The 20,943-nt window shown below is 70.6% G+C and carries 22 protein-coding genes; 7 read left to right on the top strand and 15 right to left on the bottom strand.

What is annotated here, in order from left to right; translation table 11 throughout:
• Positions 1–475: 475 nt before the first annotated feature.
• Complete coding sequence (locus tag ACIQMU_RS28445) at positions 476–1,129, bottom strand: DNA-3-methyladenine glycosylase (RefSeq protein ID WP_352243054.1); 654 nt, start codon at positions 1,127–1,129, stop codon at positions 476–478.
• A gap of 87 nt (positions 1,130–1,216) precedes the next feature.
• Here ACIQMU_RS28445 and ACIQMU_RS28450 point away from each other — a divergent pair, with 87 nt between their 5' ends.
• From ACIQMU_RS28450 to ACIQMU_RS28460, 3 genes are all read left to right on the top strand, one after another.
• Positions 1,217–1,999: a sporulation protein gene (locus tag ACIQMU_RS28450; RefSeq protein WP_352243055.1), complete on the top strand. Its 783-nt coding sequence runs from the start codon at positions 1,217–1,219 to the stop codon at positions 1,997–1,999.
• Positions 2,000–2,044: 45 nt separating this feature from the next.
• Positions 2,045–2,581 (top strand): YbhB/YbcL family Raf kinase inhibitor-like protein, encoded by a 537-nt coding sequence (locus ACIQMU_RS28455; protein WP_402689995.1) that lies wholly within the window; start codon positions 2,045–2,047, stop codon positions 2,579–2,581.
• Positions 2,582–2,719: 138 nt separating this feature from the next.
• Positions 2,720–3,229, top strand: a complete 510-nt coding sequence (locus ACIQMU_RS28460; protein ID WP_352243057.1) for an HNH endonuclease — start codon at positions 2,720–2,722, stop codon at positions 3,227–3,229.
• A gap of 104 nt (positions 3,230–3,333) precedes the next feature.
• Here ACIQMU_RS28460 and ACIQMU_RS28465 read toward each other — a convergent pair whose 3' ends face one another.
• The 4 genes from ACIQMU_RS28465 to ACIQMU_RS28480 all read right to left on the bottom strand — a co-directional run bounded on the left by ACIQMU_RS28465 (position 3,334) and on the right by ACIQMU_RS28480 (position 6,742).
• Complete coding sequence (locus ACIQMU_RS28465; protein ID WP_352243058.1) at positions 3,334–4,107, bottom strand: sulfite exporter TauE/SafE family protein; 774 nt, start codon at positions 4,105–4,107, stop codon at positions 3,334–3,336.
• Between the two features lie 78 nt (positions 4,108–4,185).
• Positions 4,186–5,181, bottom strand: coding sequence for an SPFH domain-containing protein (locus ACIQMU_RS28470; RefSeq protein ID WP_352243059.1), 996 nt, complete (start codon positions 5,179–5,181; stop codon positions 4,186–4,188).
• Between the two features lie 164 nt (positions 5,182–5,345).
• Complete coding sequence (locus ACIQMU_RS28475) at positions 5,346–5,774, bottom strand: NfeD family protein (protein ID WP_352243060.1); 429 nt, start codon at positions 5,772–5,774, stop codon at positions 5,346–5,348.
• A 170-nt stretch (positions 5,775–5,944) separates the two neighbouring features.
• Complete coding sequence (locus ACIQMU_RS28480; protein WP_352243061.1) at positions 5,945–6,742, bottom strand: ABC transporter ATP-binding protein; 798 nt, start codon at positions 6,740–6,742, stop codon at positions 5,945–5,947.
• 123 nt (positions 6,743–6,865) lie between these two features.
• Between ACIQMU_RS28480 and ACIQMU_RS28485 the strand changes: the two genes are divergently transcribed.
• Complete coding sequence (locus ACIQMU_RS28485; protein ID WP_352243062.1) at positions 6,866–7,651, top strand: hypothetical protein; 786 nt, start codon at positions 6,866–6,868, stop codon at positions 7,649–7,651.
• 263 nt (positions 7,652–7,914) lie between these two features.
• Here ACIQMU_RS28485 and ACIQMU_RS28490 read toward each other — a convergent pair whose 3' ends face one another.
• Together ACIQMU_RS28490 and ACIQMU_RS28495 are read right to left on the bottom strand one after the other, a co-directional pair.
• Positions 7,915–8,559, bottom strand: coding sequence for a response regulator transcription factor (locus ACIQMU_RS28490; protein ID WP_352243063.1), 645 nt, complete (start codon positions 8,557–8,559; stop codon positions 7,915–7,917).
• Positions 8,552–9,697 carry a GAF domain-containing sensor histidine kinase gene (locus ACIQMU_RS28495; protein ID WP_402689996.1) on the bottom strand — a complete coding sequence of 382 codons (1,146 nt, stop codon included), beginning with the start codon at positions 9,695–9,697 and terminating at the stop codon, positions 8,552–8,554. Before ACIQMU_RS28495 ends, ACIQMU_RS28490 begins: the two co-directional genes overlap by 8 nt.
• A 513-nt stretch (positions 9,698–10,210) precedes the next feature.
• On the opposite strand from ACIQMU_RS28495, the gene ACIQMU_RS28500 reads away from it, so the two are divergent.
• Positions 10,211–11,002, top strand: coding sequence for a transglycosylase SLT domain-containing protein (locus ACIQMU_RS28500; protein ID WP_352243065.1), 792 nt, complete (start codon positions 10,211–10,213; stop codon positions 11,000–11,002).
• Positions 11,003–11,140: 138 nt separating this feature from the next.
• On the opposite strand, the gene ACIQMU_RS28505 is transcribed toward ACIQMU_RS28500, so the two are convergent.
• Positions 11,141–13,735 carry an FHA domain-containing protein gene (locus tag ACIQMU_RS28505; RefSeq protein WP_402689997.1) on the bottom strand — a complete coding sequence of 865 codons (2,595 nt, stop codon included), beginning with the start codon at positions 13,733–13,735 and terminating at the stop codon, positions 11,141–11,143.
• A 399-nt stretch (positions 13,736–14,134) separates the two neighbouring features.
• On the opposite strand from ACIQMU_RS28505, the gene serB reads away from it, so the two are divergent.
• On the top strand, positions 14,135–15,430 hold the full coding sequence (serB, locus tag ACIQMU_RS28510; RefSeq protein WP_352243067.1) for a phosphoserine phosphatase SerB: 1,296 nt from the start codon (positions 14,135–14,137) through the stop codon (positions 15,428–15,430).
• Between the two features lie 126 nt (positions 15,431–15,556).
• Here serB and ACIQMU_RS28515 read toward each other — a convergent pair whose 3' ends face one another.
• The 4 genes from ACIQMU_RS28515 to ACIQMU_RS28530 all read right to left on the bottom strand — a co-directional run bounded on the left by ACIQMU_RS28515 (position 15,557) and on the right by ACIQMU_RS28530 (position 17,964).
• Positions 15,557–16,075 carry a SixA phosphatase family protein gene (locus ACIQMU_RS28515; protein WP_402689998.1) on the bottom strand — a complete coding sequence of 173 codons (519 nt, stop codon included), beginning with the start codon at positions 16,073–16,075 and terminating at the stop codon, positions 15,557–15,559.
• A 92-nt stretch (positions 16,076–16,167) separates the two neighbouring features.
• Entirely contained in the window at positions 16,168–16,374 is a 207-nt protein-coding gene (locus tag ACIQMU_RS28520; RefSeq protein WP_352243069.1) for a hypothetical protein, read from the bottom strand.
• A 151-nt stretch (positions 16,375–16,525) separates the two neighbouring features.
• Positions 16,526–16,642: an SGM_5486 family transporter-associated protein gene (locus tag ACIQMU_RS28525; RefSeq protein ID WP_007446146.1), complete on the bottom strand. Its 117-nt coding sequence runs from the start codon at positions 16,640–16,642 to the stop codon at positions 16,526–16,528.
• Between the two features lie 17 nt (positions 16,643–16,659).
• The gene (locus ACIQMU_RS28530; protein WP_402689999.1) at positions 16,660–17,964 is read right to left on the bottom strand and encodes a CynX/NimT family MFS transporter; all 1,305 of its coding nucleotides are present in this window, start codon (positions 17,962–17,964) and stop codon (positions 16,660–16,662) included.
• A gap of 137 nt (positions 17,965–18,101) precedes the next feature.
• On the opposite strand from ACIQMU_RS28530, the gene ACIQMU_RS28535 reads away from it, so the two are divergent.
• Positions 18,102–18,776 (top strand): FadR/GntR family transcriptional regulator, encoded by a 675-nt coding sequence (locus ACIQMU_RS28535; RefSeq protein WP_402690000.1) that lies wholly within the window; start codon positions 18,102–18,104, stop codon positions 18,774–18,776.
• A 107-nt stretch (positions 18,777–18,883) separates the two neighbouring features.
• Here ACIQMU_RS28535 and ACIQMU_RS28540 read toward each other — a convergent pair whose 3' ends face one another.
• From ACIQMU_RS28540 to fabG, 3 genes are all read right to left on the bottom strand, one after another.
• A complete protein-coding gene (locus ACIQMU_RS28540) occupies positions 18,884–19,255 on the bottom strand; it encodes a hypothetical protein (protein WP_352243073.1) in 372 nt (123 codons plus the stop codon).
• 186 nt (positions 19,256–19,441) lie between these two features.
• Entirely contained in the window at positions 19,442–20,209 is a 768-nt protein-coding gene (fabI, locus tag ACIQMU_RS28545; protein WP_352243074.1) for an enoyl-ACP reductase FabI, read from the bottom strand.
• A 5-nt stretch (positions 20,210–20,214) separates the two neighbouring features.
• On the bottom strand, positions 20,215–20,934 hold the full coding sequence (gene fabG / locus ACIQMU_RS28550) for a 3-oxoacyl-[acyl-carrier-protein] reductase (protein ID WP_352243075.1): 720 nt from the start codon (positions 20,932–20,934) through the stop codon (positions 20,215–20,217).
• Positions 20,935–20,943 lie beyond the last annotated feature (9 nt).

The following is a 20,943-nucleotide window of genomic DNA, read 5'->3' on the forward strand; positions in this document are numbered from 1 at the left end:
TCTCAAGGAACGGACGCTTCCTTCGGTCCCGTTTCACCGGGGCCCTCCGGGCGCTTCCCTTCGTTTACTGCTTTGTCTTGCTGTCTTGCGTTTCCGACTCTATCAGACTCTTATCTGTCCGATTCCCGGTCGAAGCGGGGTGCTTTCCAGGTCCTTCGCTTTCGCGTTTCCCTTTCCGGCGGTTCCAACTTTACCAGACTCTTTTTCGTTCCGTTTCCGGTCCGAATTCGATTTCCGGTGGCCTGTGGAGGGGCCTTGCCTTTCGGCGTGTCCACTACGTTAGCCGATTCTCTTGGCGTCTCATAATCGAGCCGACAGCGCGAATATCGGGCATGCCGAATTCGCACCCGCCAGGGGTGAGTCGTTGGTAGTGGTTTGGCTACTTCGGGTGGCTCGGCCCGGTCCGATGGACTGTTCCAAGAGCTGTACCCGTGTCAAGTGGCTCGGACTACATTAGGCGTCTGCCGGGGGCTCGTCAAGTCACCTTCCGGCTCGGCCGGCGGCGCGGCGCGTGGGCGCGGTACGGGCTCACCGTGGGGTCCCCCTCGATCCAGAAGCGCCACGGCTGGTGGGCTCCGTCGCCGCCCACCCCGGTGCGGGGGCCGCTGCGTACGACGGCGCGGGGCGGCGGAGTGCCGTGCAGTACGGACAGGGCCGGGGCGGCTCCGCCGAAGAGGTCGCTGCCGTTCAGTTCGCGGTCGACGTCGAGGGCGGTCGCGAGGCGGGCCGGGCCCTTGGCCAGTTCCTTGTCATTGCGGGCCGTGAGGCGCCGGCCGCGGGCGAGGGCGGCGCCGACGTTGATCTCGCCGGCCCGGAGCAGGACTCCGCTCGCATGGCCCTCCGGGCCGCACACCAGGTTGAGGCAGTGCCACATCCCGTACGTGAAGTAGACGTACGTGTGACCGGGCGGACCGAACATCACGCTGTTGCGGGCGGTGTGGCCCCGGAAGGCGTGCGAGCCGGGGTCGACCTCGCCCGCGTACGCCTCCACCTCGGTCAGCCGCAGTTCGATCGTGCCCTCCGCACTGCGGCGGACGAGCGTGCGGCCGAGGAGGTCGGGGGCCACTTCCAGTACGGAGCGGTCGAAGAACTGTCGTGTCAGCGGGGCGCGGTCCGGGCTCTTGGTCATGCCGTCCGAGGGTACTGGGAACGCGCGGAAGGGAACCGGCTACCGTCAGGGCGCGTATGTAGGGGTCAGGACGAAGAAGGAGTGACTATGGGCTTCAAGCGGCTGCTCGCGAGCATGGGTGCCGGCGGTGCCTCGGTGGAGACCGAGCTCACCGAGGTGAACGTCGTCCCCGGTGGGGTCGTCCAGGGCGAGGTGCGGATCCAGGGCGGTTCGGTCGCCCAGCAGATCGAGGGGCTCTCGGTCGGCCTGCAGGCGCGGGTCGAGGTCGAGGGCGGGGACCAGGAGACCAAGCAGGACATCGAGTTCACCAAGCTGAGCCTCGGGGGGGCGTTCGAGGTGCAGGCGGGCGCGGTGCACGTGGTGCCGTTCGGCCTGGAGATTCCCTGGGAGACGCCGATCACGATGTTCGGCGGGCAGCAGCTGCGCGGAATGAACATCGGCGTGACCACCGAGCTGGAGATCGCCCGTGCGGTGGACTCCGGTGACCTGGACCCGATCAACGTGCATCCGCTGCCGGCGCAGGAGGCCGTGCTCGACGCCTTCCGGCAGCTGGGCTTCGGCTTCCGCAGCGCGGACATGGAGCGCGGTCACATTCGCGGCACGCGCCAGCGCCTGCCGTTCTACCAGGAGATCGAGTTCGTCCCGCCGACGCAGTACCGCGGGCTGAACCAGGTGGAGCTGACGTTCGTCGCCGACGACCGGGAAATGGACGTCATCCTGGAGATGGACAAGAAGCCGGGACTGTTCAGCGAGGGCAGCGACTCCTACCGCGCCTTCAAGGTGGGGCTGCACGACTACCAGCAGACCGATTGGGCGGCGTATCTCAACCAGTGGCTCGCCCAGGTCGGCGGACAGCGCAACTGGCTCTAGGGTCGGACGGGAAGGCAGACGAACCGATCAGGAGAGGTGCGAGACGTGACCGAGCCGAAGAGGGCCCCGCTGCCGCACGACTTCCATCCGGAGGTTCCGGCGTTCACCGTGGTGAGCGACGATCTCGCGCCTGGGGCCGTGCTGGGCGAGGCCCAGGTGCTTGCGGGCGGGAACACTTCGCCGCAGCTGCGGTGGGAGGGTTTCCCCGAGGGGGCCAAGAGCTTCGCCGTGACGTGTTTCGACCCGGACGCCCCGACGGGCAGCGGGTTCTGGCACTGGGTGCTCTTCGATGTCCCGGCCTCGGTGACGGAGCTTCCGGCCGGGGCCGGGAGCGGAACGTTCGAGGGGCTGCCCGAAGGGGCCGTCCAGGCCCGTAACGACTACGGCTCCAAGGACTTCGGGGGCGCGGCGCCGCCGCCCGGGGAGAAGCACCGCTATGTGTTCACCGTGTACGCGGTGGACACCGAGAAGCTGGGGATCGACAGCGACGCGTCTCCCGCGGTGGTCGGATTCAATCTCCGGTTCCACACGCTGGGGCGTGCTCGGCTGATCGGTGAGTACGAGGCTCCCGCCGGCGATTAGTTCGTCCGTTGTTTGCCCTGCTCTGGTCTTGGAGAGATCAGAGCAGGGCATTTTTTATTGCGTTGTCCATCGCGGCCTGCCCAGCCAGAGTTGATCCGGGCCTGCCAGGGGGCGGGCGGCACACGGGAGGTGGGCAGGATGCGTGACACGCTGGTTCTCAACGCGAGCTTCGAGCCGCTGTCGACAGTGACGCTCAACCGTGCGGTGGTCCTGATCCTGACGGACAAGGCCGTCGTCGAGCAGTCGCATCCCGAACTCCGTATGCGCGGTGCCGCCGTGGACATTCCGGTGCCCCGGGTGATCCGGCTCTGCCGGTACGTACGGGTGCCGTTCCGAAGACAGGCGCCGTGGTCCAGAAGGGGTGTGCTGATACGGGACCAGCACCGGTGCGCGTACTGCGGGCGGCGGGCCTCCACCGTCGACCACGTGGTGCCGCGTGCCCAGGGCGGGCAGGACTCCTGGCTGAACACGGTGGCCTCCTGCGCCGAGGACAACCACCGCAAGGCGGCCCGTACGCCGGAGCAGGCGGGGATGCCACTGCTGAAGCAGCCGTTCGTCCCCTCCCCCGCCGAGGCGATGCTGCTGGCGATCGGGGCCGGCGACCGGGCGGCGCTGCCCGAGTGGCTGGGCCGGGCAGCGGCGGCGTAGCGCGGGGGCGGTCGCCCGGTGCGGCGGCGCGGGGCCGTCGCGTGGTCGGCGTACGCCCGGTGGCGTAGGCGTGGGCCCGTCCCTCGGGGGCGGGCCCACGGCGTTCAGCGGAGCAGCAGCTGGACGATGGCCACCGTGCCGACGGCCACGATGAGGGCGCGCAGGACGGTGGGGCTCAGGCGGCGGCCGACCTTGGCGCCTATCTGGCCCCCGATGGCCGAGCCGACCGCGATGAGGACGACGGCCGTCCAGTCGAAGTGGGCGACGAAGAGGAAGAACAGTGCGGCGATGGTGTTGACGACGGCGGCCAGCACGTTCTTGACGGCGTTGAGGCGCTGCATCGTGTCGTCGAGCAGCATGCCCATCAGGGAGAGGTAGATGATCCCCTGGGCGGCCGTGAAGTAGCCGCCGTAGACGCTGGCGAGCATCAGGCCGGTGAACAGGAGCGGGCCGCCGTCGGTGCGCGGCGGGGTGCCGGTGTGTTCGCGGCGGCGTTGGACGGCTTTGCTGATGCGTGGTTGCAGGATCACCAGGACGAGCGCCAGGGCGACCAGGACCGGGACGATCGTCTCGAAGGCCGTGGAGGGCAGGGAGAGCAGCAGGGTCGCGCCGCAGAGGCCGCCGAGCGCCGCGCCGACGCTCAGCTTGAGGATGCGTCGGCGCTGTCCGGCGAGTTCCTTGCGGTAGCCGATGGCCCCGCTGATGGAGCCGGGGATGAGGCCGAGCGCGTTGGACACGGTCGCGGTGACCGGGGGAAGGCCGGTGGCGAGCAGGACGGGGAAGGTGATCAGGGTGCCGGAGCCGACGATCGTGTTGATCGTGCCCGCTCCGACTCCGGCCGCGAGGACGGCGAGTATTTCCCAGATGGACAAGACCATCTCCTTCGGTGGTCAGTGACGCCTCCCCGCCATGAAGGTCGAGGGGCCTCACTGATCATGCATGAAGGGCGATCCGTGTCAGGAGACCGGGGGTTCCTCGCGTCGTTCCATCGCGGGGGCGGGGATGCCGCCGTGGCCGTTGCCGCCGTTCCCGTTGCCGCCGTTGCCGCCGGTGCCGTCGGTGTTGAAGCCGGGCATACCGCCGCCGAGGTTCCCGAAGGCTCCGCTGAGGCCCTTGAGGGCGTCACCGATCTCGCTGGGCACGATCCAGAGCTTGTTGGCGTCGCCCTCGGCGATCTTCGGGAGCATCTGGAGGTACTGGTACGAGAGGAGCTTCTGGTCCGGGTCTCCGGCGTGGATGGCCTCGAAGACCGTGCGGACGGCCTGGGCTTCGCCCTCGGCGCGCAGAGCGGCGGCCTTGGACTCGCCCTCGGCGCGCAGGATCGCGGACTGCTTCTCACCCTCGGCGGTGAGGATCTGGGACTGCCTGATGCCCTCTGCGGTGAGGATCGCGGCGCGCTTGTCGCGGTCGGCGCGCATCTGCTTCTCCATCGAGTCCTGGATGGAGGTAGGCGGCTCGATCGCCTTGAGTTCGACGCGGTTGACGCGGATGCCCCACTTGCCGGTCGCTTCGTCGAGCACTCCGCGCAGGGCCGCGTTGATCTCCTCACGGGAGGTGAGGGTCCGCTCCAGGTCCATGCCGCCGATGATGTTCCGCAGGGTGGTGACGGTGAGCTGCTCGATGGCCTGGATGTAGCTGGCGACTTCGTAGGTCGCGGCGCGGGCGTCGGTCACCTGGTAGTAGATGACGGTGTCGATGTTGACGACCAGGTTGTCCTGGGTGATCACCGGCTGCGGCGGGAAGGGCACCACCTGTTCACGGAGGTCGATCCGGTTGCGGATCGAGTCGATGAACGGGACGACGATGTTCAGGCCCGCGTTCAGGGTGCGGGTGTAGCGGCCGAACCGCTCCACAATGGCGGCGCTGGCCTGCGGAATGACCTGAATCGTCTTGATCAGGGCGATGAAGACGAGCACCACCAGAATGATCAGAACGATGATGATCGGTTGCATCGTGTCTCTCGTGCCCTTCGGTTGGCCGGTGGATCGCGGTGATCGGGGTCGCTGGTCATGTGTGGCCGGTGGTGGGCGAGTTGTCGTCCGGCCGGGTCCTCATGACGATCGACATGATCGACTTGGAGTCTGGCAGACCTGGGCCCGCCCCGTGCACGCTTCGGTCACATGACGACGGCCGTCGCTCCGTCGATGTCCACGACATCGACCTGACTGCCGGGATCGAAGACCTGGTCGGAGTCGAGCGAGCGGGCCGACCAGACCTCGCCGGCGAGCTTGATGCGGCCGCCGGTGGCGGATACCCGTTCCAGCACGACCGCCTGACGCCCCTTCAGCGCGTCGATGCCGCTGGCATGGCCCACCTGTCCGGCCCGGTGTCTGGCGGCGATCGGGCGCACGACGGCGATCAGTGCGACCGAGACCACGACGAAGACCAGCACCTGGGCGACGATTCCGCCGCCGAGGGCGGCGACGGCCGATGCGGCCACCGCCCCGACGGCGAACATCCCGAATTCGGGCATCGCGGTCAGGACGAGGGGGATGCCCAGTCCCACCGCGCCGATCAGCCACCACACCCATGCGTCGATGTCCACCCGGCCATCGTAGGACTGTCGGTGCGTCACCGACAGGGCGCACAGGCGGTCAACTGCGTTGAACGGCCCGCCGATCGTGGCGCGAGGGCCTGTTCCGGCGCCCGGCCGGGTCGCTGGGGTGCGGGTGCCGGGGTGAGGACGGTGCTCGGGGGCGTACGGTCTCCGGCCGGTCAGGAGAGCGGCAGACCGTGGGCGGTGTAGCGGTCGCCGGTGTGCTCGACGATGAGCGGCAGGCCGAAGCAGCGGGAGAGGTTGCGGGAGCTCAGCTCGGTCTCCATGGGCCCGGCCGCGAGGATCTTGCCCTGCCGGATCATCAGGACGTGGGTGAACCCGGGCGCGATCTCCTCGACGTGGTGGGTGACCATGATCATGGAGGGGGCGTAGGGGTCGCGGGCGAGGCGGCCGAGGCGGCGGACGAGGTCCTCGCGCCCACCGAGGTCGAGTCCGGCGGCGGGCTCGTCCAGGAGCAGCAGCTCGGGGTCGGTCATCATGGCGCGGGCGATCAGGGTGCGCTTGCGCTCCCCTTCGGAGAGCGTGCCGAACCTGCGGTCCAGGTACTCGGTCATGCCGAGCCGGTCGAGGAAGGCGCGGGCGCGCTCCTCGTCGACGGCTTCGTAGTTCTCGTGCCAGGTGGCGGTCATGCCGTAGGCGGCGGTGAGGACCGTCTGCAGCACCGTCTGGCGCTTGGGAAGCTTGTCGGCCATCGCCACGCCCGCCATGCCGATGCGGGGGCGGAGCTCGAAGACGTCGGTGCCGACGCCGCCGAGCCGCTCACCGAGGACCGTGGCCGTTCCCGTGCTCGGGAAGAGATAGCTGGACGCGAGGTTGAGGAGGGTCGTCTTGCCGGCGCCGTTGGGGCCCAGGATGACCCAGCGCTCCCCCTCCTTGACCGACCACGAGACATCGTCCACCAGAGCGCGTCCGTCGCGGACCACGGATACGTCCACCAGCTCCAGTACATCGCTCATGGCGCGTTGTCTCCCCATGCAGTCTCGTCCATCGTCGCGTGCCGGTGGGCACGTCTCCCAAGGGAAAACCTACGCCACCGCGTGAGTGCTCCAGGCGTGAGGTCCGTTCCCTAGGCTGTCGTCATGCTTGTCGAACCACGTTCTGGGTTGTTGGCCGCTTGGGGAAACGCGCTTCTGGCGGGACTCGTCTCGCCGGACGACGCGGCCCTCGCGATTGTCGGGGAGGACGCGGTGCACCGCGTCGAGGGGCTGCCGGGCGAGGCGGGGCCGGTCGGGCTCACGCTGGCGCTCGGCCGGCTGAGGAGTCTCGGGGCGACCGGTTTCCGGGTCGCGCTGCCGGTGCCGGGGCATCCGCTGGGGCTGAGCGGTCCGCCGGATTTCAACGCGCGGGCGCTGGAGGCCGAGGAGGCGGTGGTCGCGTACGGGGTGCCGTACGGACTGGTGCCCGAGGTCGGCGAAGCGGGGCCGGAGGGCGATGTGCACGTGGAGGTGGTGTGGCGTGTGCTGCCGGTACGGGAGGCGCCGCCCGCGGACGTACCGTCGCTGGGCGAGGCGGAACGGGAGCTGGCGGAGGCGTTGCGGGACGCGACGGCGGTGCTGGCGCGGCTGGACGTGGCCGGTTCGGGGCCCGTCGCGGAGGCGGCGGTGGACGCGTACCGGGCGCGGGCGGAGCGGGGGCGCGATGTGCTGGCGCCCGGGTACCCGCCGCGCGCGGTGCGGGTGCTGGAGATGGCGCAGCGGGTGGGGCTGCTGGTCTCGGTGGCGTACGAGAACGGGCACGGCGGTGCGGTGAGCGCGTCGGAGATCTCGGCGCGGGGGGAGGCGTTGCGGCCGGTGGAGCGGGTGGCTCGGCGGGCTCAGGTGGCGGCGTACAACGCGTACGTGGAGGGCGGAGAGGTGCGGCGGTAGGGGCGCGGGCCCGTCCGTCCTCGGTCGCCGGGCGGCCTGGCGGGGCTGGCAGGGCTGGAGGGAAGGCCGGCAGGGCGGGGCCGGCGGGGAGGGGCGGGGCCGGCGGGGAGGGGCGGGGCGTCCGGCTTTCGGGGGTGGGCTCGGGCCGGTGATCGAGGCCGGGCCGGGGTTGGGGCCGGGCCGGGCCGGGGCCGGGGTTGGGGCCGCGCGGTCTTCACACGGCGTCGCGCGGCGGTTCGGCGCCCCGGCCCTCGTCGGGCTCGTCAGCCCGCCGCTCCGTGGCGTACCGCCCACAGCGCGGCCTGGGTCCGGTCGGCCAGGTCGAGCTTCATCAGGATGTTCGACACGTGCGTCTTGACCGTCTTCTCGGAGAGGACGAGCGCACGGGCGATCTCGCGGTTCGAACGGCCGTCGGCGATGAGGCCGAGGACTTCCCGTTCCCGCTCGGTGAGTGTGCTGCCCCGGCCCGTGCCGGTCCCCGCGTCCTCCTGGGCCAGCAGCGCGCCCGCGACCTCCGGCTGGAGGAGGACGTGGCCGGCGTGGACCGAACGGATCGCCCCGGCCAGCGCGTCCGGGTCGACGTCCTTGTAGACGTAACCGGAGGCTCCGGCGCGCAGGGCGGGGACCACCGTGCGCTGTTCGGTGAAGCTGGTGACGATGAGGACCTTGGCGGGGTTGTCGAGCTCCCGGAGGCGGCGCAGGGCCTCGATGCCGTCGGTGCCGGGCATCTTGATGTCCATGAGCACGACGTCGGGGCGGAGCTCCTCGGTCCGGGCCACCCCCTCCGCGCCGTCGGACGCCTCCCCGACGACCTCTATGTCCTCCTGGATCTCCAGGAACGTACGCAGTCCGCGGCGGACCACCTGATGGTCGTCGACCAGCAGCACCCTGATGATCTTGTCAGCCACCGGGGACCTCCATCTCGATCGTGGCGCCCTTGCCGGGCTCCGAGGTAACGGTGAGCCGGCCGCCGACGCTGCCCGCCCGGTGGCGCATGGAGACGAGGCCCAGGTGGCGGCCCGCCCGCCTGACGGCGGTGGGGTCGAAGCCGTTCCCGTCGTCGGCGACGCACAGGACGGTGGCGGCGCCGCGCCGGGTCAGAGTGACGCTCACCCGCTCCGCTCCGGAGTGGCGCAGGGCGTTGTGGAGGGCTTCCTGGGCGACCCGGAGCAGTGCTTCCTCCTGGGCCGCGGGCAGCGCCCGCACGCCGCGGCTCTCGAAGGCGACCTCGGCGGCGTGCGCCCGGTCCAGGACCTGGATCTGGGTGCGGAGGGTGGCGATGAGTCCGTCCTCGTCGAGCGCCGCGGGCCGCAGCTCCACGACGGCGGCCCGCAGCTCGTCGACCGCCTCGGCGGCGAGGGCGGCGACCTGCTGGAGTTCGCCCTTGGCGCGGGCGGGGTCGCGGTCGACGAGGGCGGTGGCGGCCTGGGCGGTGAGGCGGAGCGAGAACAGCTTCTGGCTGACCGCGTCGTGCAGTTCGTGGGCCAGGCGCGAGCGCTCCTCGGCGATGGTCAGTTCGCGGCTGCGCTCGTAGAGGCGGGCGTTGGTCAGGGCGATCGCCGCGTGCTGGGCGAGGATCGCGAGCAGTTCCTCGTCCTCGGCGGTGAAGCCGCAGCCGCCCTCGGGCTTGGGGCACGTCTTGTTGGCGAGGAACAGGGCTCCGATGATCTCGTCGCCGTCCGTGATGGGCAGGCCGAGGAAGTCGGACATGTCGGGGTGGGCGTCGGGCCAGCCGCCGAAGCGGGGATCCTCGCGGACGTCGGCGAGGCGTTCGGGTTTCGCCTGGTGGAGCATCGCGGCGAGGATGCCGTGCTGGCGGGGCAGGGGGCCGATGGCCTTCCACTGTTCGTCGCTGACGCCGTCGACCACGAACTGGGCGAAGCCGCCGTGATCGTCCGGGACGCCGAGGGCCGCGTACTGGGCGTCGAGCAGCTCGCGGGCGGAGGCGACGATCGTCTTGAGGACGTCGCCCACTTCGAGGTGCCGGCTCATGGCGAGGAGCGCGGCACTCACCGCGGCGAGGCCCGACGGTGGGCGATGACTCATGGGATCACCGTACCGGCGGAGAACGGGCGGTCGTATCGGGCCCGGGTCGGTGATGGATGGACGGGGGCCTAGGCCCGGGCGGCGGGTCCCTGGGTCGGAGGTCGTAGGTCCCAGGGGCGGCCTCGCCCGGTGCGCGCACGGGGCCGGGGAGGGCCGCCTCGGGTACGAGCCCGGGGCCGCCCGCCTCGTCCTGCCGAATGAGGAACATTACCCTCCGGATTGCGTCAGCAACGAACGGTGAGGGTGCCCTGGTGCCGATGTGAGCCCGCGCATAGGGCACACGTCACTTACGAACGTACCTAGTGGGAGCTTAAGGGCGATTTGAGCAGGCATCGGTGGGGGTGATTCGGGACGAACGCGACCCTGTTCCACTACCCGGCTTCGTACGTCACATCATTGCCACAGGATTTTGCTGCCGCTAAGAATTGCTCTCGTCCCCGACGGAGGTGCGCATCGCCGCCTCCGGTCTCGTCCTCCGTGAGGACACCTGAGCATTCGAAGAGGTATCCCTGCATGTCTGCGACTCGCATTCCCAGCCGTGTCCGTCGTCTGAACAAGGTCCAGAAGATCTCCGTGGCCGGTGTGTCGGCCCTGGGCGTAGCCGCCCTGACCTTCTCTCTCGTCCCGTCGAACGCCGAGGCCGAGATTGCCCCGCAGGCAGCGGCTGCCGCCGCGCCCGTGGCCTTCACCGCTGGTTCCGCACAGGCCAAGACCGTGCAGAACAGCATGATCGAGCAGCACTCCACCGCCGAGAAGCTGGTGAAGGCCGCCGACGCCGCGAAGGCGAAGGCCGCCGCCGAGACCAAGGCCGCCGCCGCCAAGGCCAAGGCCGCGTCCGAGGCGAAGGCCAAGGCCGCCGCCGACGCCAAGGCCAAGGCGAAGGCCGCCGCCGACGCGAAGGACAAGGCCGCCAAGGCCAAGGCGGACGCGAAGAAGCGCGGCACCGAGGCCGCGAACCGCTCCACCGCGCGCAAGCCCGTCTACGCCAACAACCTGGACGGCTGGATCCGCGAGGCCATGTCCATCATGAAGAAGGAAGGCATCCCCGGCTCGTACGAGGGAATCCACCGCAACATCATCCGGGAGTCCAGCGGCAACCGGTGGGCCATCAACAACTGGGACATCAACGCCCGGAACGGCATCCCGTCCAAGGGGCTGCTCCAGGTGATCCAGCCGACCTTCGACCGCTACCACGTGGCGGGCACCAAGAAGGACCTGTACGACCCGGTCGCCAACATCGTCGCCGCCTGCAACTACGCGGCCGACCGCTACGGCTCCATGGACAACGTGAACAGCGCGTACTGAGTCGCTCGTGGCCGCCGGGCCGGCGACGCCGCTCGACGACGCCATTCGACGACGCCGGAGGGCGGCGCCCCGCGGGGCGCCGCCCTCCGGCGTCGTTCCGTTTCCCCGGCCCGCGCTGTCCGCGCGTGGCCGGGCGCGTTACTTGCGCATGACCTCGGGCTCGTGGCGGCGCAGCAGGCGCGCGACCGCGATCCCGCAGATCACGCCGAGCGCCAGGAGCACGGCGATGTTGATGCCCCACTGGCTCGCGGTGTGCTCCCACAGGGGGTCGAGGTCGGTGGGGCTCTTCGGGTCCCACGGCGGCATCAGGTGCGCCAGGTCCAGCGTGGCGCCGGCCGCGGCCATCGCCCAGCGGGACGGCATCAGCCAGGCGAACTGCTCCAGGCCGGGCGATCCGTACACCTGGAAGAGCACGCCGGTGAAGACGACCTGGATGATCGCGAACATGACCAGCAGCGGCATGGTCTTCTCGGAGGTCTTCACCAGCGAGGAGATGACCAGGCCGAACATCATCGAGGTGAAGCCCAGCGCGATGATCGAGAGGCAGATCTCGACGGCCGGGGGCATGATCAGGCCCTCCGCGGGCAGATCGCGCGTGGCGAAGCCGATGCCGCAGATGATCACGCCCTGGAAAGCGGTGATCACGCCGAGGACGATCACCTTGGACATCAGGTACGCGGACCGGGACAGGCCGGTGGCCCGTTCCCGTTCGTAGATGACCCGTTCCTTGATCAGCTCTCGTACGGAGTTGGCGGCGCCGGAGAAGCACATGCCGACCGCGAGGATCAGCATGATCGTTCCGGCCTTGCTGTTGAACCGGGACGGCGGGGTGGGCTCGGCCAGGCCGAACTCCGCCGGAATGACCACGCTGACCACGCCCAGCACGGCGGGCAGGATGAGCATCAGGCCCATGAAGCCCTTGTCGGACGCGATGACGGAGGAGTACCTGCGCATCAGCGTCCACAGCTGCGCCGTCCAGCCCTGCGGCTTGGGCGGGCGCATCTGCTGCGGGGGCGGCATGTTGACCGGCTGGGCCGCGACCGCGTCGATGTCGGCGGCGTACATCTGGTAGTGCTGCGAGCCGCGCCAGCGGCCCGCCCAGTCGTAGTCGCGGTAGTTCTCGAAGGCGGAGAAGACGTCGGCCCAGCTGGTGTAGCCGAAGAAGTTCAGCGCCTCCTCCGGCGGACCGAAGTAGGCGACGGAACCGCCGGGCGCCATCACGAGGAGCTTGTCGCAGATCGCCAGCTCGGCGACCGAGTGCGTGACCACGAGCACCGTACGGCCGTCGTCGGCGAGTCCGCGCAGCAGCTGCATGACATCGCGGTCCATACCCGGGTCGAGGCCGGAGGTCGGCTCGTCCAGGAAGATCAGCGAGGGCTTGGTGAGCAGCTCCAGGGCGACCGAGACGCGCTTGCGCTGGCCGCCGGAGAGCGAGGTGATCTTCTTGTCCTTGTGGATGTCGAGCTTGAGCTCGGCGAGGACCTCGGTGATCCGGGACTGGCGCTCGGCCTCGGTGGTGTCCGCGGGGAAGCGGAGCTTGGCCGCGTACTTGAGGGCCTTGGTGACGGTCAGTTCCTTGTGCAGGATGTCGTCCTGCGGGACCAGACCGATGCGCTGGCGCAGCTCGGCGAACTGCTTGTACAGGTTTCGGTTGTCGTAGAGGACGTCGCCCTGGTTGGCGGGCCGGTAGCCGGTGAGCGCCTTGAGCAGGGTGGACTTCCCGGAACCGGACGGGCCGATGACCGCGATCAGCGACTTCTCCGGGACGCCGAAGGAGACGTCCTTGAGGATCTGCTTCCCCCCGTCGACCGTCACCGTGAGGTGGCGGGCGGAGAAGGAGACCTCACCGGTGTCGACGAACTCTTCCAGCCGGTCCCCCACCAGCCGGAACGTCGAGTGCCCGACGCCGACGATGTCGTTCGCGCCGATGAGCGCGGAACCCGACTTGTGGAGCGGCAGACCGTTGACGTACGTGCCGTTGTGCGAGCCGAGGTCGCGGATCTCGAAGCGGCCGTCGGGCGTCGCGTGGAACTCGGCGTGGTGGCGGGAGACCTGGAGGTCGGAGACGACCAGCTCGTTCTCCAGGGCACGGCCGATGCGCATGACGCGTCCGAGGGCCAGCTGGTGGAACGTGGTCGGGCTGCGTTCGCCGTGGATCGGCGGTGTTCCCGCGGCACCGCCCCGCCCCGGCCCGGCCGGATGCCCGGGGCTCTGCTGGTGCGGCACTTTCTGGGGCGGGGCCTGCTGGTGCGGGACCTGCTGCTGGGGTGCCGGCGGCTGCTGCCAGCCCTGATGCTGGGCGGGGGCCTGGTGCGCGGGAGGCTGGTGCGCGGGAGGCTGCTGTCCCTGCCAGCCCGCTCCGCCGCCCTGCTGCTGCTGGGGAGCCTGCTGGACTCCGGCCGCCTGACCTCCGACGACGCCTGCGCCTGCGCCTGCGCTGAGGCTCACCCTCGGGCCGTCGGTGGCGTTGCCCAGGTGCAGCACCGAGCCGGGGCCGATTTCCATCTGCTGGATCCGTTGACCCTGCACGTAGGTGCCGTTGGTGCTGCCGTGGTCCTCGATGAACCAACCGCGACCGCTCCAGCTGATCGTGGCGTGCCGCCACGACACTCTGGCGTCGTCGATCGTCAGGTCGCCCTGCGGATCACGTCCAAGGGTGTACGACCTGGACGGATCGAGCGTCCAGGTGCTGCCATTCAATTCCAGTACGAGTTCCGGCACTCCGCGCCCCACTAGTTGTCCCCCGTGTCACCCCCATCGCAGGGAGTCTAGGGATGCTGAACATCGTGGGGCACTATTCCAGGACCGGTCCTGGATCCGAAAGTCGGGCGGGTCAAGAGCCCACGGAGACCTGCGCGAACGCCCTGGCAGCAGGGGCGAAACAGGAGCGGAACCGCAGAAGCCCGCATGAAGGGCAGGTAACCGCCCAGAGAATGTTGAGCGACTTCATAACGACAGATTCAGGACACCGGGTGCTGCCTGGCGACAGGACCTCCGCCGACCGGATCCACCACGGCCCGCACCCCCGGGCCGGGACCGCCGACGGGTGTGGCGGACGGGCGGGGCTGTTTCCGTCCGGCACTCGGGACAGGCGGCCGGAGGGGGCGCCGGGACCGCTACGGTGGGAGCACCATGAGCGCATCTCAGCCACCTCAGCCCCTCTCGTCTCCCGAGCCCTCCGAGCCCCCCGGGACCCGTCGGGTCGACGGGACCGGCGGCGAGACCTCTCCGGGCGGCAACGCCCCCACCCTTCTCGTCAAGATCTTCGGCAAGGACCGCCCCGGCATCACCGCGGGCCTCTTCGACACCCTCGCCGCGTACGCCGTCGATGTCGTGGACATCGAGCAGGTCGTCACCCGGGGCCGCATCGTGCTCTGCGCACTGGTCACCGCGCCCACCGCGGGCGGGAGCACCGAGGGCGATCTGCGGGCGACCGTGCACAGCTGGGCCGACTCCCTGACGCTCCAGGCCGAGATCATCTCCGGTATCGGCGACAACCGCCCCCGCGGCGACGGCCGTTCCCATGTGACGGTGCTGGGCCACCCGCTCACCGCGGAGTCGACCGCCGCCATAGCGGCCACCATCACCTCGACCGGCGGGAACATCGACCGTATCTTCCGGCTGGCGAAGTACCCGGTCACCGCCGTCGAGTTCGCCGTGTCGGGGACCGGGACCGCCGAGCTGCGGACCGCACTGGCGACCGAGGCCGCGGAGATCGGCGTGGACATCGCGGTGGTCTCGGCCGGGCTGAGCCGCCGGGCCCAGCGACTGGTGGTCATGGACGTCGACTCCACGCTGATCCAGGACGAGGTGATCGAGCTCTTCGCCGCGCACGCGGGCTGCGAGGAACAGGTCGCCCGGGTGACCGAGCAGGCGATGCGCGGCGAGCTGGACTTCGAGCAGTCGCTGCACGCCCGGGTCGCGCTGCTGGCCGGTCTGGACGCCTCGGTGGTCGACAAGGTCCGCGCCGAGGTACGGCTCACGCCCGGAGCCCGCACCCTGATCCGTACGCTGAAGCGGCTCGGCTACCAGGTCGGTGTCGTCTCCGGCGGCTTCACGCAGGTCACGGACGACCTGAAGGAACGGCTCGGCCTCGACTTCGCCTCCGCCAACACCCTGGAGGTGGTGGACGGCAAGTTCACCGGCCGGGTCGTCGGCGAGGTGGTGGACCGGGCGGGCAAGGCCCGGCTGCTGCGGAGCTTCGCCGAGCAGGCGGGCGTGCCGCTGGCGCAGACGGTGGCGATCGGGGACGGGGCGAACGATCTCGACATGCTGAACACCGCGGGCCTCGGGGTCGCCTTCAACGCCAAGCCGATGGTCCGGGAAGCGGCGCACACCGCGGTGAACGTGCCGTTCCTGGACACCGTGCTCTATCTGCTCGGCATCACCCGCGAAGAGGTCGAAGCGGCGGACGGTCTCGTCGACTGACGTCGCCGGGCGGACGGTCTCGTCGGCCGAAGGCGCCGGGGCGCCGGTTCCGGCGCCGTACGCGGGAGGGCCCCGGCACGAGAGGTGCCGGGGCCTGCGTGCGGCACGGGGTGAGGTGCCGGACGCTCAGTCGTTCGGCGTCCAGTACTCGGTGAGCTTCCCGGCCCCGTGCTCCACGCTCTTCCAGGAGCCGGGGAACTCCACCACGGCGTAGGCGGCCGTGGGGAAGCCGTCGCGGGTCATCCGGGCCAGGGCGTCGCCCTCGGCCGAGCCGGAGAGGGCGTCGGCGGCCCCGTGCATTCCTGGGTTGTGCCCGATGACCAGGAGGTTGCGCACCTCGTCCGGGGTCTCGTTGAACAGGGCGATCAGTTCCCCGAGGGAAGCCTCGTACAGCCTCTCCTCATAGACGGTCCGGGGGCGCTGGGAGAATTCATGGACGGCCAGCTTCCAGGTCTCCCGCGTCCTGGCGGCAGTGGAGCAGAGGGCCAGATCGAAGTCGATGCCGGAATCGGCGAGCTTGCGGCCGGCCACGGGCGCCTCCTTGCGGCCGCGCTCGGCCAGCGGGCGCTCATGATCGGAAGCCTGCGACCATTCCGCCTTGGCATGCCGGAGAAGGACGATCCTGCGAGGTGTCTCGACGCTCATACACCTCAGCTTCGCATGAAACGCGGCCTCTGGCGCAGGGTGTTGACGGGCTCGTCCGGGGACTCGGCGCACGGGTCCGGGGCCACTTGGGCTCAGCGGGGCAGCAGCTGGAGGGCGCGCTCGATCAGTTGTCCGAGCGCCGGGTCGCCGGTCGCGGCGTGGGCCTGCCCGGGGCTGAGGATCATCAGCAGCAGGGCGGCGAACGCGACGGCGGGCAGGGCGACGGCCCACCACGGCAGCCGTATCTCGACACCGTCCGCGGCCGGTCGATGGGACCTGGTGTGCGTCGGTGCCGGCATGTCCGCCTCCGTCAAGTCATCGGGTCGTCACCGAAGAACCTACGGATCAAAGGCGGCCGGGCCCATCCGGTGACCCACCCACTTCACCCTGACCCTGCCCCCCTAGGGGAGGTGGTGCTAGCCCTACCCCGGGGTCCTGGGCCCCTCGGCTTCAGGGTGAGGCGATCGTGGCGATCACACCGATGACGACGGTGATGAGGAGCATCGCCCCGAACACGAGGAGAAGCTTCTTCTGGCCGTTCTGGGGATTCGGATCGAGCACTGGCATGAGGTCAGTGTCGCATCTCAGCACTCGTCCTCGATCGTCCGGTCCCGGCCCGCGAGGACCCCGGCCACCATCTGGGGGACCATGAGGCCCGCCATCAGGGCGATCGGCAGCCCCCAGCCGCCGCTGTGCTGGTAGAGCACGCCGACGAGCAGCGGACCGGGGATCGAGAGCAGGTAGCCGGTGGACTGGGCGAAGGCGGAGAGCCGCACCACGCCCGCGCCGGACCGGGCCCGCATGCCGATCATGGTGAGGGCGAGAGGGAAGGCGCAGTTGGACACGCCGAGGAGCAGGGCCCAGGCCCAGGCGCCCGCGGCGGGGGCGAGGTACAGGCCGCCGTAGCCGATCAGGCCGCACAGACCGAGGGCGACGACGATCGGGCCCTGCTGCCTGAGCCGGGAGGCGACCCGGGGGATGACGAACGCGAGCGGCACGCCCATCGCCATCGTGACCGCGAGCAGGAGTCCGGCCGTGCCGGCGGAGACTCCGGCGTCGCGGAAGATCTGCGGCATCCAGCCCATGGTGATGTACGCGGCGGTGGCCTGGAGCCCGAAGAAGCAGGCGAGGCCCCAGGCGGTGCGGCTGCGGGTGATCCGGAGGGCCGGCGCCTCCCCGGCCGGCGCATCGGAGGCGGCCGGGGCCGCGTGGCCGGGGGCCGGGGTGCGGTCGCGTACGAGGACGATCCAGGGCAGCACCGCGAGGGCGGCCGGAACGGCCCAGACGATGAGGCCCGCCTGCCAGTCGCCGCCCAGTGCGCCGGTGACGGGGACGGTGACGGCGGCGGCCAGCGCGGTGCCGAGGGCCAGGGCCATGGAGTAGAGGCCGGTCATGCTGCCGACGCGGTCGGGGAACCAGCGCTTGACGATCACCGGCATCAGGATGTTGCTGACGGCGATGCCCATCAGGGCCAGCGCGCTGGCCGCCAGGAAGCCGGCGGTGGAGCCGATGTACGGGCGGATGACCAGGCCGGCCGCGATGGCGGCCATGCCGGCGCAGACGACGGCACCCGCGCCGAAGCGGCGGGCCAGGCGCGGCGCCATGACCCCGAAGACCGCGAAGCAGAGCGGCGGCACGGAGGTGAGGACGCCCGCCACGCTTCCGCTCATGTGCAGCCCCTCGCGGACCTCTTCGAGGAGGGCGCCGAGGCTGGTGATGGCGGGGCGGAGGTTCAGGGCGGCCAGGACGAGTCCCACGGCGATGAGGCGCAGCAGCCAGGGCGCGGGGGCCTCCCCGGCGCCGGGGAGCGGCTGGGTACGCAGTGCGCGGGGGGTGCGCGCGGCGGCGCCGCGGTTCATGGTCGGGATCTGCGTCTCTTCGTCCGGCATGAAACCATCATAGAATCATGGGATGATTGATTGTCCAATCCTGGGCGTCGCCCGGCCCCGGCATCCTGAGAGAATCCGGCCCCGACCCCCTCTTTCGGCACGGCCCCCTCCGGGCCGGTCCACGAGCAAGGAGCACCATGGCGTTGACGTCCCCGCGGCGTTCGGCACTCGCCGACCAGGTGATCGCCCAGCTGCGGAATCAGATCACCTCCGGCGAGTGGCCGGTCGGCTCGCGGATTCCGACCGAACCGGAGCTGGTCGAGCAGCTGGGCGTGGCCCGCAACACCGTCCGGGAGGCGGTGCGGGCGCTCGCGCACAACGGGCTCCTGGACATCCGGCAGGGCTCCGGCACCTACGTGATCGCCACGAGTGAGCTGGCCGGGGTGATGCACCGCAGGTTCGCTGCCGCCGATCCCCGTCACATCGCGGAGCTGCGTTCGACGCTGGAGTCGTCGGCGGCCCGGCTGGCGGCGGCCCGGCGCACCGAGCGGGACATGCGGCAGCTGGACACGCTGATGGCACGCCGGGAGGACGCCTGGGCCTCGGGGGACGCGGAGGCGTTCGTGGCGGCGGACGCGACGCTGCACCTGGCGGTGGTGGCGGCCTCGCACAACGACGTTCTGACCGAGCTGTACGCCGACCTCGGGGACCTGCTGCGCGACTATCTGCGCGGGGACGTGGGTTCCGAACTGCGGCCGGAGAACCACATGGACCACGGACGGCTGGTCGAGGCGATCCGGGCCGGGGACGCGGAGGCGGCGGCCGCCGAGGCGGCGAGCCACGCGCTGTTCTGCCTGACGGACCGGGTGTAGCGGCTCGTCCCGGGTTCCGCCCGACCGACCGGGTGCAGCGGCTCGTCCGGGTCCTGTCTGACCGACCCGGCGCAGCCGCTCGTCCGGCCCCGCGGCCCGGGAGTCCTTCACACCGGGGCCGGGCGGTGGCTGACCCAGGCCGTGGCGATCTCCTTCCAGCAGCGGTCCTCCAGCCGCACGGTCCGGCCGGGTTCCACCGCGACCGTCGCGCCGTCCGCGTCGACGTCCCACCACCGGTCGCACTCGGTGTGCAGCCGGACCAGGTCGGTGGAGGGGTACGGGTTGTGGCAGTAGGCGACGACCCGGGAGCCCTCGACGGAGGTACGGCATTCCGAGCCGGCCGGTTCGGGCTCCGGCGGCCCCGCTCCCGTAGCACCGTCCGCTCCCCTGGCGGCGTGCACCCCCAGGGGTACGGCGAGGGCGGCGACGGCCACCGGGGCGGCCAGGAGGAGACGGGTCCGGCGGCGGGTGGGACGCATGGCGATCTCCCTCCCGCGGCCTGACCAGAAGTCCGGTATCTCCTCATTCTGCGGTGGATCGGCCGACTTTTCGACCGGAGCGGCGGCGTTCGGTCACGGACCGCGAGACGGCCCCCGGCCGCGTACCGTCTCCGGAGAACCGGGAGGGGTGCGCGGCCGGGGGCCGTCGGGCGGTGTGGGCCGCGGTCAGGCGCCCATCATGTGCACGCCGCTGTCGACGTGGATGATCTCGCCCGTGGTGCGCGGGAAGAAGTCGGAGAGCAGGGCGACGATGCCGCGGCCGGCGGGCTCCGGGTCGCTCATGTCCCAGGCGAGCGGGGCACGGTGGTTCCAGACGTCGGCCAGCTCGGAGAAGCCCGGGATGGACTTGGCGGCCATGGAGCCGAGTGGGCCGGCGGAGATCAGGTTGCAGCGCAGCCCGTCCTTGCCCAGGTCGCGGGCGAGGTAGCGGGAGGTGGCCTCCAGCGCGGCCTTGGCCGGGCCCATCCAGTCGTACTGCGGCCAGGCGTACTGGGCGTCGAAGGTGAGGCCGACGATCGAGCCGCCCTCGCTCATCAGCGGCTTGCAGGCCATGGCCAGCGACTTCAGCGAGAACGCCGAGACGTGCATCGCGGTGGCGACCGACTCGAACGGCGTGTTGAGGAAGTTGCCGCCGAGCGCGTCCTGCGGCGCGAAGCCGATGGAGTGGACGACGCCGTCGAGCGAGCCGAGCTCCTCGCGGACCAGGCCCTCCAGCCGGTCCAGGTGCTCCTGGTTGGTCACGTCCAGCTCGATGACCTTGGCCGGCTTCGGCAGCTTCCGGGCGATGCGCTCGGTCAGGGTGGGGCGGGGGAAGGCCGTCAGGATGACCTCGGCCCCCTGCTCCTGGGCCACCTTCGCGGCGTGGAACGCGATGGACGACTCCATCAGCACCCCGGTGATCAGGATGCGCTTGCCGTCGAGAATTCCGCTCATGGTGATCAGTGACCCATGCCCAATCCGCCGTCAACGGGAATGACGGCTCCAGTGATGTACGACGCGTCGTCGGAGGCGAGGAAGCGCACCGCGGCGGCGATCTCCTCGGGCCGCGCGTAGCGGCCGAGCGGCACCTGGGACACGATGCCCTCGCGCTGCTCCTCGGTGAGCGCCTGGGTCATGTCGGTGTCGACAAAACCGGGGGCGACGACGTTGAAGGTGATGTTCCGCGAACCGAGTTCACGGGCCAGGGACCGGGCGAAGCCCACGAGCCCGGCCTTGGAGGCGGCGTAGTTGGCCTGGCCGGCCGAGCCGAGGAGGCCGACGACGGAGGAGATCAGGACGACACGGCCCTTCTTGGCGCGCAGCATGCCGCGGTTGGCGCGCTTGACGACCCGGAAGGTCCCGGTGAGGTTGGTGTCGACGACGGAGGTGAAGTCGTCCTCGGACATCCGCATCAGCAACTGGTCCTTGGTGATACCGGCGTTGGCGACCAGCACCTCCACGGGACCGTGCTTCTCCTCGATCTCCTTGTATGCCTGCTCCACCTGCTCGGCGTCCGTGATGTCGCAGCGGACCGCCAGGACGCCGGCCTCGGTGAGCACCTGGGGCGGCTCTCCGGAACGGTAGGTGATCGCGACCTGGTCGCCATTGTCGGCGAAGGCGCGGGCGATGGCGAGGCCGATGCCCCGGTTTCCTCCGGTGACGAGAACCGAGCGGCTCAACGGATCACC

Origin of the sequence: Streptomyces sp. NPDC091649, from assembly GCF_044756785.1 — a bacterium.
In the GTDB taxonomy this organism is placed as follows: Bacteria; Actinomycetota; Actinomycetes; order Streptomycetales; family Streptomycetaceae; genus Streptomyces.